The sequence below is a fragment of the Paenibacillus sp. LS-5 genome, from assembly GCF_056121505.1.
Genome location: NZ_JBWAVA010000020.1, coordinates 25666 through 42501 on the forward strand (window position 1 = coordinate 25666; position 16836 = coordinate 42501).

Sequence of the window (16836 nt, forward strand, 5' to 3'; positions counted from 1 at the left end):
TGATCTATTATATGTAAGACAAGCATGTCCTACATATAGTAAATTATAGAAAGTAAGCGCATACATTTCAAATTACCAAATTCAAGATTTACCCCCTATTTTTTTCACTAATTTTTGGAAAGTCTTCCAAGATAGATGGTCCCACAACACAAAAAACCGCCCCTTTACAGGGACGGATACGCATTAACAACCCTTGTTAGCACTGAACTCTTGAACTTATATTGGCAGCCGGTGGCTGCCACCGCACTAATCCTCCGCTGTCCAAATGTTAAGCGCATGGGACCGAACCGCAATATTCGTATGATTCCTATATAACCTCAAACGCTCTGCACACTCCGGACTCCACAATGAAGCAACTCCAGCAGCCTCAAGCAAAGAAAGTCCAATAAACTGGGATGTGTAAGATTCTTTTGACCCTAATACATCTACAATTTCTAAAAGAATTTCTGGACTCCAATGCCCTCTGCTCTCTCTTAAGTTGTGCGCAACCCGCTTATAGACCTCACCCAAAAGATAGGGCTGTTTCGATAGTTCAACCGCTATACAATTCAGATAATTAACGGATTCTTCCACGTCATTCCACTCTATAGCTGCTATATACAAATTCATCACCACTTGCTGTAACGTCTCTTCTGATGCCAGAACCTCAATAATCCCCAAATACAAAGGAATCAGGCGACTACGTGTATACATTGGCAATGATGTCAGTTGGTCTGCAAATTTCAGAAGCCGCTGCCGGTGAGGCAAATCTCTCTTGGCATTGGCATTCCAATCCTCACGGATTACAGCACTGGCCAAATCCTTAAACACACCCATTACCACCTCATTAACCTTACCATCGCGACATGTCTCTACCAGTGTGTTCATGGCAAATTCCCACCGGGTGCTGTCTTCCAGATCCGTAATCGCCTGAGCTGTGGCGGCTGCAATGACGGCCTCATTTCCACTAGTCCACTGCATCATACAACTGAAAGCATATCTGCCAACAAACGCATCCGGATGACCCGCAATTTCGATGATTAAGGCTAAATAGCGCGGTCTATAGTCTAGCGGGAGATCATTAGGCTGCTCAGTCAACAGACTTCTCACAATGTCACTTTCAGAGGAAGAAGCCATCGCCCCTAAAATCGTCCATCCACGCTCATCATCTAAAAGCTGTCTCGCTGCATGCCCTATGGCAATAATTACGTCCTTGTGTACGTTTGTTTTCCCGAACTCGCTCATTAATAACGGAAGGCTGTCACTGCTTCTATAGGCTCCCAGTAACCGAATGGCCTCTTTTCTGACCGTGATTTTCAGCTTGTCCCGCTTTAACAGCTCTTGCAGCATTGAAGCCAGTAACACCGGATTCACTCTGCGGATGCATCGGGGGATCGAGTACATGGCAACACGGGCCTGGTCTCCATCCAGATTCTCCAGCAGAACAGGAAGTGCCTTTTCCGGTTCTTCGATCAATGAAAGTGCATGAAGTGCAGCTTCTGCTACTGTTACTTCCTTATCCTGTACAAGCCCTATGATCTTATCCGGGGAAAGATCAGGCATTCTGGCCATGACCTTAATTATGGCTGAACGCTCAGCCAGACTGCGCTTGGCATCCAATGCTATTCTTTCTAATAAGGAATTAAAAGATTGTTGCTGCCTTGGCAGCCACCTGTTAAAACCGTCCGTAGCCGGCAGAAGATAAATCGTTTTGCCCGATAAAAACCTGCCCTTAATCACAGCCCCCGAAATATAAGGATCCAGCCACTCTTGACGCTGCCGGTGCAGATGCAGGAACACTTCATATACGGTAATGAACGATTTGTCCAACGCCAGTAATTCTGTGACTCTTGCATCACGTGTTGTATGGGGGGCAAGCCAATGTCTGGCCGCTCGTATGGCAATAGAATCTGTTGTCGCCTGTATTGCTTCCTTTAACAGATTTTGAAGTTTGGTGATGCCGTAACCTCTTTGTCCGAATGCGTTAGCCAGGCTAATCACCAGATTGTAGTCCTCTCTTCGGCTGGCCTGTACAGCTAATGGATAAATGGCGTCGAAGATACTCTCTTCAATCCCCCGGGGGAGATTCTTCTCCAATGATGGAAGGGACAGCTGACCATTCTGCTTGCCCAGCTTCCGGATCGTATCTAAAGAGAACTTGAACAGCTCCCCATGAGGATATAACGCATTATGCCGCAAAATAGAAAATGCCAATTGTTGCACGCAAAACATTGTACCGTGTGAAGTATCTCTGGCATCCATCACACTATCAACAAGCCCAGTAAGTTCTTGCACATGGGCATCCGTGAACACAGACGCGGGACTATCCGCAAGCTCCTTAAACACTGCGCCGCGAACAGGATCCTGATCATTTTTGATCCGGCTGAGGAACACCAAAGTCTCATTCATACCCTGTCTGGACAGAACCGTACTCCGGATCAGCTGCATAAGCGCCGTTGCGCGTTCGTCTGCATTCGATACACGTGTTGCTTGCTCCAGCTTCTCTCTTGAGTGACGAATAGAACGGCAAGCCGTAATCCGAATCATCCGGTCCCGGTCCTCATAGATTTCACGAAGGCCCAGCATCCGGGCGGCTTCCTGGTCACGTAAGGTATGCGGCAGCTGATGCAGTAATACTTCAGGAAAAATACGCTCTTGGCGCCGATCCTCATCATAGACGGACTCAAAAATCGCTTTACGGTTGGAAGGAGCCATGTATTGAAGCAGTTTTGCTATATGCACGGGGTTATCCGCAAGTAATCTAGCCAATGCAATCCACTGATCTAGGGACAGATAATTTCTTCTGTTAAGAACACCTTCAGGTACGCCATAAGCAAGCAGAGCGCTGCGCGATTCGTTACTTGTAAGAAGACTATACACTGCATCAGGATGAAGGCGAACCAAAACGCCCAGTTGTTTTTTTAGCACAGGAGAGATTGTGCCCATGGGTCCATGAATCAAAGCACATTCTAAAAGCAGATCCGCCTTATACTGGGCTAACCTTTCGATAGCCGATGAAAATCTCCACCAGATGTACCCCTTTTCCCTCGGGGGCGCGCTTTCCAATGCAGTTCTGAAATACTCCGCTACCACGTCCAGATGACGGCTAGCCAATTTACGCCAGTTATGAATGACATATCCAATATCCGCAAGCCATTTACTAACCGTTTCCTTATAGCAGGCCGGCAGTAAAATGGATGCCTCCTCCGCGCCCCACCCGGCATACACAAGAGGCAACAATCGCTCTGCCAACTCTTGACGATCCATATAAGCAACACTGCGCAACAGCTTCCGGCGGCAATCATAGGACAGATTAGGAAGTTCACGTTCAATATCCTGATCTGAAGCGACTTTGGCCAAAAGCCCCGCAGCTGTATTTCTGACACTTGCCATAGGATGCCGAAGGGCGGACCAGACAACATTAGCATCTTGAGTGACATCCGCACCGATTAAGGCAAGACGTGCTTCATACACACCATCCTCCAGTAATGAAGACAGCAATTGGGAGTACTCAGTGGAGCCTTTATGATCACGACCTAGAATGGCTACTTTTCTCACTCTGTCTGAATATCCTAGTACATCCAATTCTTTAAGCAGACTTTTTTTATTCAATGGATCTCTTTTGAAAATCATAAGTTCCCCACTTTCATCTGTCCTTATTTCCATTTCCTAGTATAACATGTGTTATGATCAAAAGAAGTTTATAGATTTGGAGGGATGATATGGGACTCGAAACTAAGGAAATTGTAGAAATGAGAAAAAATACGGGTAACCCCGAAACCGTTTATTCAACAGCTTTTAGGATTACCCGTATTGTAATGCTTACTCTACTATTTTATTCTTTCATCCCGCGTTGTTGGATAAACACATAGGTGCTCTCATCTGACAGCTCGTCTGCAAAGCGGAAGTCAAACCCGGCGAACCCTTTAATATCTTCCACGGAGGTAATGTGCCGCTCAGCCATGAAGCGTACCATTTCACCTCTGGCCATCTTGACCAGGGTCGCTCGCTCAACCACCTTACCGCCCACTTCCTGTCCGAATACAACACTAACCATTCGAATGTTCCCATCCATATACGGGGTGATGCACTTGCTATATTCCTTAGAGGCCAAATTCACAATACAGTCACTCTCCGCAAAAAGCTGATCCGCGAGTCTTCTGTTCCAGAACTCATAGAGAGAGCCGAACCCCGGCCCGCCCAGCTTGGCCTGCATCTCCAGCCTGTACGGCACAACTCCATCAAATGGCCGGACGATCCCATAGAACCCGGACAATATCCGCAAATGCTGCTGAAGATACTCGAGTTCCTCCATTTGCATCACCCCGGGTGCCATATACTGATATTGAATACCCTCATAGGAAAAGATAGCAGGCGTCAGATTCTGGGTTACATCCATATCCCGAATCCGCTCCACATTCAGCGTGGCGATGGCATCATTGCATTTCCACAGAGATTTGGCTTCTTCATAGTTCAACTGTTGTAGTAAGGCCAGAAGAGTCTCCGACTCGCTTACGAATTGCGGCAACTGGCGGCAATCCAGGAAATCCGTGTCTGTCTTCATCTTCTTGGCCGGCGATATAATGATTCTCATGCTGCTCCCTTTTCTTGTCCCCGCGGGGAAAATACATACAACTTTATCGTATCATATTTTACCCAGGCGCGGCAGAGCCGCAGACTTCAGCTTTTCACAACTTGATTAACTTGAATATTGGTTCTCGTTCATGGTGTTATACTGCACGTTTAAATAGTAACTAACTCCGGGAGTTTCAAAATACAGATTCAGAGAAGCTTGATCGTAGGGACCCGCATCTACTTTGAACTGTCCACCACTGTCTAAGGTTACCGTCACGTCTTCAATCTGTTTAGGATTCTTTCCCCCTGTTTGCACACGTACTTTGAGGCTCTGACCCGCAAATTGGGTAAATTTCCCTTCAACTGTAAGTGTATGATCTGCACGGAAGTCTGCAAAGAGGGTTCGATTGGTGAACGTATCCGGCTTTATGTACACTACCTTTAGGGGAAGCTCTGGCAAAGTTGAATTTGGTGTTTCACTAGTTGGCCGTCCCCGTAATTCAGTAAGCTTGGGCCGCAAATACTGAAGGATTTGAGCAGCCTCCGCACGGGTAATTCCCTTATCTCCTTGATACCCTGACAAAGACAGCTCGGTAACACCCCTCACATAATCCTTCCCAAGCACGAACTTCACAGCATCGCTATTTTTGAAATTCAATCCATCTGCTGCAGCTATAATCTCAGCGATCTTTAGCCGGGTAATTCGACTGTCCCTTGCAGGCAATTTGGATAAACCATCAAGCGGGAAATTCCGGTCTTTGGCAATAATATAAGCGGCATCTGCCCAATGCTTAACTTTTACTGGCTGGTAAGCTTCAATATTAACATTGTATGCTTTTAAGAGCAGGGTCCAGAATTCAGCTTCGCTTACGGCTGCCTCAGGTTTAAAGAGTCCCTTTCCAGCTTCGGTCATGATGCCTGCCTTCAGTGCCCATTCAATGGCCGGGTAAGCCTTGTTCCCCGCAATATCCGTCAGTTTGCCTGCGTCGGCAGCAGGGTAGACCTTTGATTTTAATTGTGGATATACTTTCACTTTCAGTTGTGAGGATAGGGCACCTAAGGATGCTGTGATGATGTAATCCCCTGATTTGACACCCGCCATAGTTCCGTCAGAAGATACACGGAGACCATTAATCTTGTTAATGGAATACTTCACCTCATCGCTAAGCAGCACATCCGTTGTTCCATCATCATAATTGCCTTCCGTTTGAAGCTGGACTTGCCCGCCTTCATTCATCACGATTTCCTTATAGGTTGGAACCAGTTCTGTCAGTACATGCCCTTTCCCGGTGGTGAACGACCATACTTTCGACTGGGTATCCAAAGAACCTTCGACTTGATATTCCAGGGATACGGTGTACTTGTGATACCCTTTTAATACCGACTTGGGAAATAGAAAAAGAGTATCATGGCCTTTAAATTCTTCATAATAAGGAACCTCCGTTCCTTTCTCATCGGTAATTACCGTATGATGCGAGATCATATCCTTATCTGTAGCTGCAGATATAATATATCCCGAGTACTTGATATCAAATTGTTTAAGCGGATCCGGTATTTCGCCTCCATAGAACCCGACAGGTACGTTGGTCTGCTGATCATACGGGTACACGGAGATGCCCCCATCTACAGGCTGTACCCCTCCAGGGCCTCCGGCATCCAATACGGCAGTTCCGTTAACCAGTCCAATTCCTATCTCTGTATAGCGTGGGCTCAGTACGATAGCACGGTGATACGCGGTATCAAGCCACCCTTGAATGGCTGCTGTACTGCTTTTTTGCTGAAAGTGCATAACCTCACCGTATGCATAACCTCTTGAACCCGACACCCAGCCAGCCGCCTTCATCCGTTCCAATGCCGATTGACCCGTATAGCCGGGTTTTCCCTCTACTTCGCTGTGGGCGCTAAGGCCTGGAAGATCAGCCAGATTGGCATTGTAAAATTCAGCATGTGAGATTGCCGCCTTAGTAATCGCTGCATTCAGTTGAACGGGAGGAACCCCCACTTGGGCTCTCACCTCGTTGAGGAATTGCAGGCCCTCCAGCTGATCCGAGGTATACCCGGCTCTCTCACTGGCTGCATCTGCTGCGGCCACAGTTCCCGTTACACTGAATAACCCTGTACTTACAACACCCATTAGCAATACGAAGAGAAGCGTATAAGGCAAGTTGCGCACACGATGGCCGCTAACCGCCTGTTTTCGTTTTTTTCTGACAAATAACATGTTTATCCCCCTTTTTTCTGAAGTTAATCATTCGACATTTTTCAATATTTTCCCTTTAATACACATAAAAAAAGAGGGGCGAAGGCCCCTCTTTACTATATTCGCAGCGATTTTACTGATCGCCTATCCTTCTGATCACAGTATCAAACGGAGCTAATTCTACAGTCTGTTCTCCATACTCCGTATCGACCGTAGTCCTTTGCAGCTGGTCGCTGTTGTTAATTACAACGAGCATTTTACTCTCAGGATAATAAGCGCACTCGGTATATACGTTATCCGTAATATACTTCGTCTCCTGTGACTCATTGCCGGAATAGCGGATCAGATTCAGCAGCAACCGGGTATTTTCCCAGCTGAATTCGAAAGAAGGAAGGTAGATTCCTTTGCCTTTACCAAAGGTATTCGTAGAAAGGGTTATCTTGCCATCCGTTTCATTCATCACCGTGGCTGACCCGTCAGTAAGATAAATATTCTCCTTGGGCGTTATGCTGGCCCCTTCAGGTACTAATCCCTGTTCAGCCTTCACTTCATAAGACCACTTTCCATGGGCCACCCTGGAGCCAGTATCCTCATCCAGTCCAAGCACATGTGCCATTCTGAACAAGCTGTCGTATCCGTTGACTGCCGAAGGCTGGTTAATACCGATAAAAGTACCTCCCTCATGCACCCACTGGGTCAGAATGTCCACACACTTGCTGTCTTTCCAGTAGTCGCCGCCGCTCCAGGCTGATCCGGCAGAGCCGGCATTGATCACCACATCAACACTCTGCAGAACACCCTGACGGATATCCTCGAAATCAATGAACTGCACTTCAACCGGCAATCCGGATAAAGCCTCATTAACATGAATCAAGTCATGCATATATGTCTCGTGGAAGTGACCAGACAAGGTCCACGATCTCACCTTCCCCCAAGCGTGCAGAATAGCTACCTTCGTCTTAATATGATAAGGCTTACCCTGTTGATGCAGCTCCTTGATCTCTCTGAACTCACCCGCAATCTTCTCGATGTAATCGCAGAAATCCGGGTAAGGCTCCACCAGATGCAGATATCCGCCCAGGCCAATCCGGTCAATCGGTTCGCGCAAGAGGGCGCGCCGGATGTTGATCCAGTATTTTTTGGCATCCAGCGTGGGGTTGCCCCCCTCCATAAAGGTAGGAGCTCCGCCCAGGCCCACCGGAAAAAGATACGGATGCAGTCGGATCTCGTGCGTATCCACTTTGACCCCTGAACACAACCTGGCCTCATAACCAGAGAACACACATTTAATCATTCCGTCGAAGCCGAACTCCTGAAACCAGTCATTGTAAGGCTCCACACCCACCCAACTGTCATCATAGAAGACATACGCCAGCTTGTCATGCTTATGCACAATGTCAATCAATTGCTTACCAAATCCAATGACAAAATCATTAATAAAGGCCATATAGTCGAGCTTGCACTGCTCCGCCGGGATATGACTGACCCGGTATTTGCCGCCATTCACGAAATCCTCAGCCGTCAGCGAATAGCCATATTTCTGCGCAAACAGATCCAGCCCTCTTGCACTCACCGTGAAGTCATAAGAACCCCAGTCCGAGAACAGATGGCGGTTGCGCTCACTGCTGCCCCAGATCCAGGCAAAATTATAGAAAAGCGAAGTGAACCGGACAACCGTTGTTTCCTTATGCTGCAGACACCAGTCCTCCATCCAGTCCAGCAGATATTTTTGCGTGTCTGCATACATGGGATCAATCTGCATCAAATGCTCTTTGTCCCAGTTATTCGTGGTGTGATTGTACATGGAGATCTCTTCCCAGATCCGGTAGGCCATGAAGCTGACCGTGTATTTATGCCAAGGCGCAATGCCGGTAAGAACTACATTTCCCGATTCCCGTTCATAATTCCACTGTTCGCGGGGGACTTCCTCCCCGGTTGTCCGGTCAACCACCTGCCAATACTTAAGCGCCTCTTTGGAATCATTCACTCTGAATTGTTCAGCAAAAAAATCCTCCATCAGATAGATGGATATATAATCCTGCACAGCTACCTTCGGGTTCGTGATTAAAAAACACTGCTGCAGCTTATCCGTATTGTGCGATGCCCACTCATTATGATCTCGAATGATACAGATTGTAGAGTAGATACCATATCCCGCGTTGATAATCTCATCAGACAACTTCGTGCCGTCACTGTCACGGATGACATCGGCACCCCACCGTTCAGCGAGTTCCAGGGTCAGCGCCTCATAACCGGATTCTCCCGGCAAAGTAAAGGCTCCTGTGGTCTGTCTGGACAACCTTAATCCCTCCTATTTAAGCATATCGGACAGAAAAGCGAGCGCCAGACCTTGTCCCCAGCCCTGGATCCAATCCTTAGGGATATTACGGTATCCTTCCCGATCCTTCATAACCGCTGTACCGCCCGACACCTCCAGCACGCGTCCATCTTCGCTGATATTGCTCAAGATACCTTTCAGCGCCTTCTGCACATATTTGGTATGCAGCGGATTGCCGTTACCCACCATAGCCGCCGCAATCCCGCAGGATGCAGATACTTCTTCATAGGATTCCTCGTCATCCAGTACCGTCCGCCACAAGCCGTTCTCCGTCTGTACCAGCTTCAGCGCAGCCAGTTGATCCCGTAGCGAACACTCTACGTCCATACACTGCGGATACAAATACCAGTCATTGAGCAAAGGTTTGACCTGAGACATGGTATAGGCACCCCAAGCATTCGCTCTGCCCCAGTACAATCCGGACATGTGGTCCTGCTTCACATGATTGTAGCCATGGTACCAGAACCCGGTGCTGGGGTTTTGCAGGTATTTGATGTGCCAGTAATATTGATTCAGGGCATCCTGGATCATGGCCTGGTCCTCCAGTCTGCTTCCCACCCGCAGCAGGAAAAATGCCGCCATAAACAGCGTATCCGCCCAAGCCTGCTCCGGAAAGTCATTCGATATGGATACCGTATGCTGCAGCACGTTGTCTCCGAACCTCAGCGCATGATTCTGGAGATAATCCACCTTACTCATCACAATATCCCAATATTTCTGGTTGCCCGTCTCTTCATACAAGGTAATCAGCATATGGCCCATGGCACAAGTGTTCACCGTCCAGTCCGGCAGACCCAGCTCCATATATTCATCCGCCCACTGGATCAGCATGTTCAGATACTCCTTATTCCCTGTGGTCTGATAGGCTCTCGACACCCCATAATAAGCCACCCCGCAAGGCCAGTCCCACGTTAAATCCATGGCCAATGTCTTTCGGGTCACTTTGTCGATGACGCTTAAGATCTCTTCCCTGTCATACGCTACTTGAAGCATTCAATTACCCCTCTCTTGTCGCGCACGCCGCTAAGGCGCTTAATATCCGTCCATGTTATGCAAGCGCTTTACAGACTCTATTGTAAGCAGTAAAATTATCTGTATCTAAGCATATTCATAACAAAACTGCGCAGTTTCGACCATTTATTGTGGAGTGTTACATAGATCGAACTTAAGGTTTTCGAGTACAGGTCAGTCGCCACTACAGAGAATATTTGGACCTCCGGCCGCTGTTGTCTGCAGATTTCTTGATTGTATACCGTTTATAACGGGTGAAATCTGCAGACAAAGGCGGTCGCTACCGCTCCTCCAGTTCCAAACTTCTCCTCCGCCACTCCTTTTCCTTATCTCAAGCTTTTAAGTTCAATCTATATAGTAGAAGTTTACCTACCGAAGGAGCACCCGAATATGCCCAGAAAAAAGAAACCCGTCATCGAGTACCGCCACTACAGCCTGCCAATCCAGTTTCCTGTCCTGCTGTTAAGCGGAGACCGCTGGAGGATTTCCGATATCAAATCTGAGCATCTGCATTTTCATAACCATCTGGAGATTGGCATTTGCTATTCCGATGGCGGTATCATGGAGATCCAAGGAGAAGCAGTCCCTTTTAAAGCCGGTGATGTAACCTTCCTCCCAAGGTATCTCCCCCATACAACATACAGCTCGCCGGGTACAGCCAGTCTGTGGTCCTATCTCTTTTTCTCACCAGAAGACCTGTTCCAGCATTCATTTACAAGCGCTTACAGCAATTTCGAGCCGAATCTATGGGCAGTTAAGGGAATGAATTGTATCCTGAATAAGGAGCACTATCCCAAGGTGTATGCCCTTGCCACATCGGTCGTAGAGGAATTGAAGCAACAGCCTCCCTACTACAAGGAAAGTGCCTACGGTTTGTTGCTATCGCTGTATATAGAACTGCTTCGAATTCATTCCACGAATGACACGCTTGCTGAACAAGACACCGTGCATAGCCTGAAAGGCGATTTTGTCATTTCCCCGGCACTAGAGTATATCACTACCAACTACATGACCCCTGTTACCATTGACTTCCTGGCGGATCTGTGCCACTTAAGCACCACGCATTTCCGCAGAAAGTTCCATGAGATCATGGGCACGGCACCGCTTGATTTCCTGAGCAGCACCCGCATCGAGGAGGCCTGCAAGCAGCTCAAAAGCTCAGAGAATTCCATCCTCTCAATCTCCGAACAAGTCGGCTTCCACTCCATCTCCAGCTTCAACCGCTGCTTCTCCAGACTGATGGGCACGTCGCCCAAAGAATGGCGTAAAGGCGCACAATCCGAGGCACAGTCGGCGAAAGCGTCCATACTTGAGTTTACAGGGTGGGTCTGACGTGCTTGTAGAGTCTTACACCGAGAATGACAAACCAGGCTGAGAAGAACAACTGTGTAACCAATACCATAGCAGTTCCAATCAACCAGGGAAAAGCGCCGATCAAGTCTAGTAGGCCTGCCACTAATCCAATATACGCTGCCGGTTTACCCATCACACTTTTTCTTATTGCGAGACACAGGATTATGGTGGCTATGCTGAATAGGAGCGCTACTAAGTGTACCCCTCCATAATATTCACTGATTACCAGCTTGTAGATATCAGGTGAAAGTTCAATATTATACACTGGATAGACCAACCGTCCCAGAACAATGACCAACACCAGATTAATGGGGATAACGACAGCGAGCAGGCCACATCCCAGCATCGTTTGGATCGTATCCACCTTCACTAATACCTGGTACAATCCCACAATAGAAGGTATCAAACATATTGTCGCAAAAAACATCAATTCGTCTGCCATGGATAGATTGAACCGCCATTCCTGCAGCCAGGTCATCAGCTCTGTATCCGGGAGCGGCGGACCCGGCATCGGAAGAACAAATAGATACTGGGCAAAAAAGAGAACACCCGCAAGGATCAATGAAATGCCGCCAAATTTAATCACACTCATTTTTGATTTCATAAGGTCTTATCACACTCCTTATCTTTTAATCCAATGAACCATATCTATGAATCCAAAAGCAGCTTTGCTAACGTAATCCACAAGATCATCCTACCATTTACTCTGCTATTTACACCTGTAATAAAATGGTATATATTGTAGATGACATACATGTAAACGCTATCATAAATTACATTTTGAGAGGATGAGCAATCTATGAAAAAACGTAGCAGTATAGTATTCATCATGATGATGGGCCTATCTCTATTGTTTGGCCTGAGTGCATCAGCGAATCCTAGCATTGTAAGCTATGGGGGTACCTATTCCAACACACTCACCGAAGGTCAGGGCTACGCCTACATTCTTCCCAACGCCAAAACATCCGGCACAAGCATAAAAATCACGACGTCCGTTGCAAATACACTTCGCCTGCACTACTACTGGAGCTATAACAATACATCGATCGACCTGGGAACAGCCATCGTCAACAGCACCAGTTACAACGGCGGATCTGGCTACTACGAACCCGGAACACTGGTCACTGTAGTAGAACGAGTTCCCGGGTCCACTACGCCATACCCTTCTGTATCCTACACCATCACTTTTAATTAATCCCACAATGCAAAAAGCCGTCCCTTAAGGGACGGCTACACCAGATTCATCCTGAACTATAACGTCTCCGTACTCAGTGTAAAGCCTTCGATCACAACATCCTCGTCAACCTCGATCATGATACAACGTTTCCCTTGATGATTCACCTGCTTCACATACCGTAGATCCTGCGGGCTAACAGAAATGGTAGCTACCTTGGTCTCGATCTTGATTGATTTGGTAGTGAATTTTGGAATAACACTACTTGCCTTCATTTCATAATACTTATCGTCAATGACCGTCTCGAACGCCCGCTCCACCTTTTCAGCCGTCACGTCTTCTACGCCGCTTGCTGCCAGGACCCGTTCCACATCCTTGTAATCCAGCTTAGGAGGTTCTTCCTCCCCTTCATCGGATTCAATGACCTGCTGGATATGCTCATACACCTGGGCGAGGGTAGTCGTATCAAGCTGTTCGCCCGCCACTTCCTTCACGATGTCCTCGAAGTAAGATCTCTCTTCCAAAGCCGTTATGGACCTCTCAGCAGTCAAGACTTGCTCGATGAACTGCGGATCTGGATAATTCGATTTTCCCGTACAATACAGAATGCGGTTCACATCGGAATAATTGTCCGTCACACTCGGATAAAAGAACCCTTGCTCCGGCGTACTAAGCTTCACAATGGGATCTACGATGATATTGTATTTAAACTCCCGCTCCACATAATCGAACATGAGGTTTTTGCGTTGCTGTTCCGTAGAGTTTACGCTGCACAGAATGAACGGATGCGCGAACATCTCATTCTTCTCACTCTCTTCGGTTTCTTCATTTCTGGCCTTAGTCGGGCGGTAATACTGACCACGTACGAAAGTGATCACCATATCCTTTTCATACTTGGCATCCGCCAGCATTTTATCCACTAGCAGCATCATCAGGTCCTGCCATTCTTCAGGATCCCCTGTCACCAAGCCTTGGTGAAGCATTACCCGCGCCGGATCCTCCGCATCCTCCTGAAACTTCAACTCGAACAGCTTATGGTCCAGATCGCCGGTCAGCAGTTTTTTGAAATTGCCCATATAGAGTTCCTGCTTCTCTCTGTCCACAAGGCCAAACGGCAACCGCTCCCAGTGATAAATCTCGTTAGTCTCCTTCATAATATACACGTTAAGAATATCGTAGAGATTCAGCAAATCATGATCCAGCTTGAACTGTTTGCGTATGTGTGCTACTTCTTTTTTATTCATAATTGATTTGGCAACTCCTTAGATGTGTTCTGACTTTATCCAGTATAAAGGATCGGGGCGGAATTTGTTACATTTTACAGCTGACAAAATACCCGTAACGGACCGTCACAGGTATTTACCGGAGATTACATTCTCATTATGCGTGATCCACTCACTCAACAGTACGACTGTGCTATTTGTCAGCCCTGTAGCTTCTCGACATATTCCTTCGCTTCGCCCAGCGGCAGATCGGTATGCATACGAACCAATTGAATCGCCCGTATGAGCTTTCCTTCTTTCTTCAATTGCCGCACAGAGGCCTGAATGTCTTCGGGGAGAATACGCCGTGCATTGCCTTCTTCTTCTCTGCGTTTCATCTCAGCGGCTACTTTCTGTTCCAGCTCTGGCGGTAGAGTCTCATCTATAGTCTGAATGAGCGTATGTCCACGTTCCGGCATTTTTCTAGCCACCGCCCCAAGCAGGGTCCCGAGCATGGAATAGACAACCAGATACTGCACACAGCGATATAGATACAACCATGCCGTGTTAAGCGCGATCCTCTCACCGTCCTGCTTTAGAATCGATATGTTATCAGAAATAGCATATTCGCCGGGTGCATAATTATTTACATCCTGCACGACCTGCAATTCCCCGACAGGAGACACGATCCATTCAAGCGGCTTATTATAAATGGCGTTGCCTGCAGTATCCATCATCATGCCCACTATTGCAAACACGGCGATGATATAGACAATATGATGACTCCACGAGAATCGTCTCCAAAGCACGACCCCGGTAAAAATCACCAGCAGGGTAATTCCCCTTATGTAGTAGTTATTCAGATAGAATTGTAAAACTGCAGGCAACACCCATCCGAACAACAGCACCATAGCGGCTGCAAATAGAAAGACAACGATTAGAACAGTGAAGTTCTTCTTCATACAACATACACTTCCTTTCTCGGGTTAGTTATTTTCTTCCTCATGAAGTGCATACCCGTTCTCCGATTCTTTACTTTACTTCTTGATCTCTACGCCCCATCCATTATATCCCATACATTAGGTATGGTAAAAGTAATGCAATGGATGGAGCAAACAGAAGAACAATGGCAAAGCAGCTTGCAATTTGCACTCAACCAGTAAATCCCCCCGGAAACCGGGCATGCTTCAACTTGTAATCGGGTTCTGGGAATGAGCGCGAAAAGCCGATTGAATATCAGGAAGATTCCTGATATTCAATCGGCTCGGCGGCATACATCTTGGACTCAGTGGTAGAATTTGTGGGCAAAATCAGACTCTGAGCGAGCCACGGAACCCTCTAGCGCCATAGTAAGATTCCGCACCGTTATGATACACGAAGACATTGCCGTAACGGAAGTCAGCAAAGATAGCCCCACCGAGTTGTCTAATGTCCGAAGGTGTTTTCACCCAACTCGATGTCTTCGAATCGAAATTCCCAAGTTTCTGCAGCTCCCGGTATTGTTCATCTGTTAACAGCTCAATGCCCATGTCAACCGCCATATTAAGTGCACTATCTTTCGGTTTATGTTCTTTCCTAGATTCCAGCGCTTCGTTGTCATAACAAACACTTCTGCGCCCTTTAGGGCTTTCTGCTGAGCAGTCATAAAATATATACTCACCCGTCGCTTCATCATAACCGACAACATCTGGTTCACCGCCGGTTCTTTCCATTTCATGCAGTGACCACAGTTTGTCTGTATTCGCTTCCAGCTTTAGTTGTATTTTATCCCATTCCATACCTGGATGGCGGTTCATATGTTTCTCGAATCGGGCTTTCAATGCACTGAGCAGTTCTTCACGTTGTTCTGATGACAACTTTCCTGTTTCATTTGACATAATGAACCCCCTCGAAGTTTTCGATAACTCCATTCACCAGCTTACCAGCTAGTTATTTACAATTTTAATTATAAAAGAGATTTTTCTATTTGTATAACGATTATATTGAATAGGAACCATCGAAATTATACTGCGTTCACCAATGAACAATTAGATAACGAAACTTAAAGTTCTCTTTCACAATAAAAGTCAGCCTACAAAAAATCCCCCAAACTTATCCGTTTGAAGGAAGATAGAATGTACTTCATATTTTTTCGAATAATAATCTTCATCATTTTATATAGTCTTCTCTTACAATACTGTACATTTCTATATCGATAATCCCTTTACCAGACCATAAGGTGGCTTGTCTTAGCGTTCCTTCTTTGGTGAAGCCGTTCTTCAATAGGACCTTCTTGGAATTCTCATTTGGAGGCATGACTTCAGCCTGAATTCTGTTGACGTTGACCTCCCTGAACAAAAAATCGAGCAACCGATTTACCGCTCCAGTAGCAATCCCTCTTCCCCAATGCGATTCCGCCAAAAAGTATCCAATCGTCACCACGTTTACCTTTTGATTGAAATCTTGAGCTTCAATAATCCCCAACAACCGGCCGGGCTCGGAATTGTAGAAGATTCCCCACTTGACCCTTGATTTCTTATGATAGTCTCTCTCGAAGTGCCCGATCATGTTCTTCACAGTATCTTTATTGTGCTTCGGGATGATGCCGCAGTATTCAAACACATGGTCATTGTTATAGATTTCAAACACTTCGTCCAGATGATCATCTTCAATCTTTTTTAATACGATATCATCAGACTGCAGGATCGGAAACTGCCCAAAAACTGCCTCTAAGTTCATTCCCGCACCACTCCCTGTTTTCTTGTATGTAGAATAATACAATAATCCTTTGTTATTTTCTTGATAATTCATGCGCATATTTGTCCTAGCCTGTGCTAAATTCAGCCTAAACTTAAATATTTCGTACTTCCACAACCTTACCCAGATCCACATACTGCACATGATCCAGCTGCACCTTTACTTTGCCCTTGCTTCTGGACTGGCAAATCGCTATGTATTCGAGCTTGGTGAGTATCTTTGCATCTGAAAGTTTTGGTTAGGTTAGGAATCCCTGTATCCTTCCACC

At 46.7% G+C, this 16836-nt stretch carries 12 protein-coding genes; 2 read left to right on the plus strand and 10 right to left on the minus strand.

Annotated elements, in window-relative coordinates; all coding sequences use genetic code 11:
• Positions 1 to 246: 246 nt before the first annotated feature.
• From AC0MA3_RS22655 to AC0MA3_RS22675, 5 genes are all read right to left on the minus strand, one after another.
• A complete protein-coding gene (locus tag AC0MA3_RS22655; protein WP_474657893.1) occupies positions 247 to 3612 on the minus strand; it encodes a HEAT repeat domain-containing protein in 3366 nt (1121 codons plus the stop codon).
• A gap of 202 nt (positions 3613 to 3814) precedes the next feature.
• Positions 3815 to 4573, minus strand: a complete 759-nt coding sequence (gene yaaA / locus AC0MA3_RS22660) for a peroxide stress protein YaaA (RefSeq protein WP_474657894.1) — start codon at positions 4571 to 4573, stop codon at positions 3815 to 3817.
• Positions 4574 to 4678: 105 nt separating this feature from the next.
• A complete protein-coding gene (locus AC0MA3_RS22665) occupies positions 4679 to 6775 on the minus strand; it encodes a CAP and S-layer homology domain-containing protein (protein WP_474657895.1) in 2097 nt (698 codons plus the stop codon).
• 112 nt (positions 6776 to 6887) lie between these two features.
• A complete protein-coding gene (gene gnpA / locus AC0MA3_RS22670) occupies positions 6888 to 9053 on the minus strand; it encodes a 1,3-beta-galactosyl-N-acetylhexosamine phosphorylase (RefSeq protein WP_474657896.1) in 2166 nt (721 codons plus the stop codon).
• A 12-nt stretch (positions 9054 to 9065) separates the two neighbouring features.
• Positions 9066 to 10085: a glycoside hydrolase family 88/105 protein gene (locus AC0MA3_RS22675; RefSeq protein ID WP_474657897.1), complete on the minus strand. Its 1020-nt coding sequence runs from the start codon at positions 10083 to 10085 to the stop codon at positions 9066 to 9068.
• Between the two features lie 408 nt (positions 10086 to 10493).
• Here AC0MA3_RS22675 and AC0MA3_RS22680 point away from each other — a divergent pair, with 408 nt between their 5' ends.
• Positions 10494 to 11435: a helix-turn-helix domain-containing protein gene (locus AC0MA3_RS22680; protein ID WP_474657898.1), complete on the plus strand. Its 942-nt coding sequence runs from the start codon at positions 10494 to 10496 to the stop codon at positions 11433 to 11435.
• Here AC0MA3_RS22680 and AC0MA3_RS22685 read toward each other — a convergent pair.
• On the minus strand, positions 11419 to 12060 hold the full coding sequence (locus tag AC0MA3_RS22685; RefSeq protein WP_474657899.1) for a hypothetical protein: 642 nt from the start codon (positions 12058 to 12060) through the stop codon (positions 11419 to 11421). The two genes, AC0MA3_RS22680 and AC0MA3_RS22685, sit on opposite strands and share 17 nt — an antisense overlap.
• A gap of 195 nt (positions 12061 to 12255) precedes the next feature.
• Between AC0MA3_RS22685 and AC0MA3_RS22690 the strand changes: the two genes are divergently transcribed.
• The gene (locus tag AC0MA3_RS22690; RefSeq protein ID WP_474657900.1) at positions 12256 to 12651 is read left to right on the plus strand and encodes a hypothetical protein; all 396 of its coding nucleotides are present in this window, start codon (positions 12256 to 12258) and stop codon (positions 12649 to 12651) included.
• Between the two features lie 56 nt (positions 12652 to 12707).
• Here AC0MA3_RS22690 and AC0MA3_RS22695 read toward each other — a convergent pair whose 3' ends face one another.
• The 4 genes from AC0MA3_RS22695 to AC0MA3_RS22710 all read right to left on the minus strand — a co-directional run bounded on the left by AC0MA3_RS22695 (position 12708) and on the right by AC0MA3_RS22710 (position 16550).
• Positions 12708 to 13874 carry a DUF4317 domain-containing protein gene (locus tag AC0MA3_RS22695; protein ID WP_474657901.1) on the minus strand — a complete coding sequence of 389 codons (1167 nt, stop codon included), beginning with the start codon at positions 13872 to 13874 and terminating at the stop codon, positions 12708 to 12710.
• Between the two features lie 179 nt (positions 13875 to 14053).
• The gene (locus AC0MA3_RS22700) at positions 14054 to 14794 is read right to left on the minus strand and encodes a hypothetical protein (RefSeq protein WP_474657902.1); all 741 of its coding nucleotides are present in this window, start codon (positions 14792 to 14794) and stop codon (positions 14054 to 14056) included.
• Between the two features lie 348 nt (positions 14795 to 15142).
• Positions 15143 to 15709 (minus strand): DUF4256 domain-containing protein, encoded by a 567-nt coding sequence (locus tag AC0MA3_RS22705; protein ID WP_474657903.1) that lies wholly within the window; start codon positions 15707 to 15709, stop codon positions 15143 to 15145.
• A 271-nt stretch (positions 15710 to 15980) separates the two neighbouring features.
• Positions 15981 to 16550 carry a GNAT family N-acetyltransferase gene (locus AC0MA3_RS22710; protein WP_474657904.1) on the minus strand — a complete coding sequence of 190 codons (570 nt, stop codon included), beginning with the start codon at positions 16548 to 16550 and terminating at the stop codon, positions 15981 to 15983.
• Between the last annotated feature and the right edge of the window lie 286 nt (positions 16551 to 16836).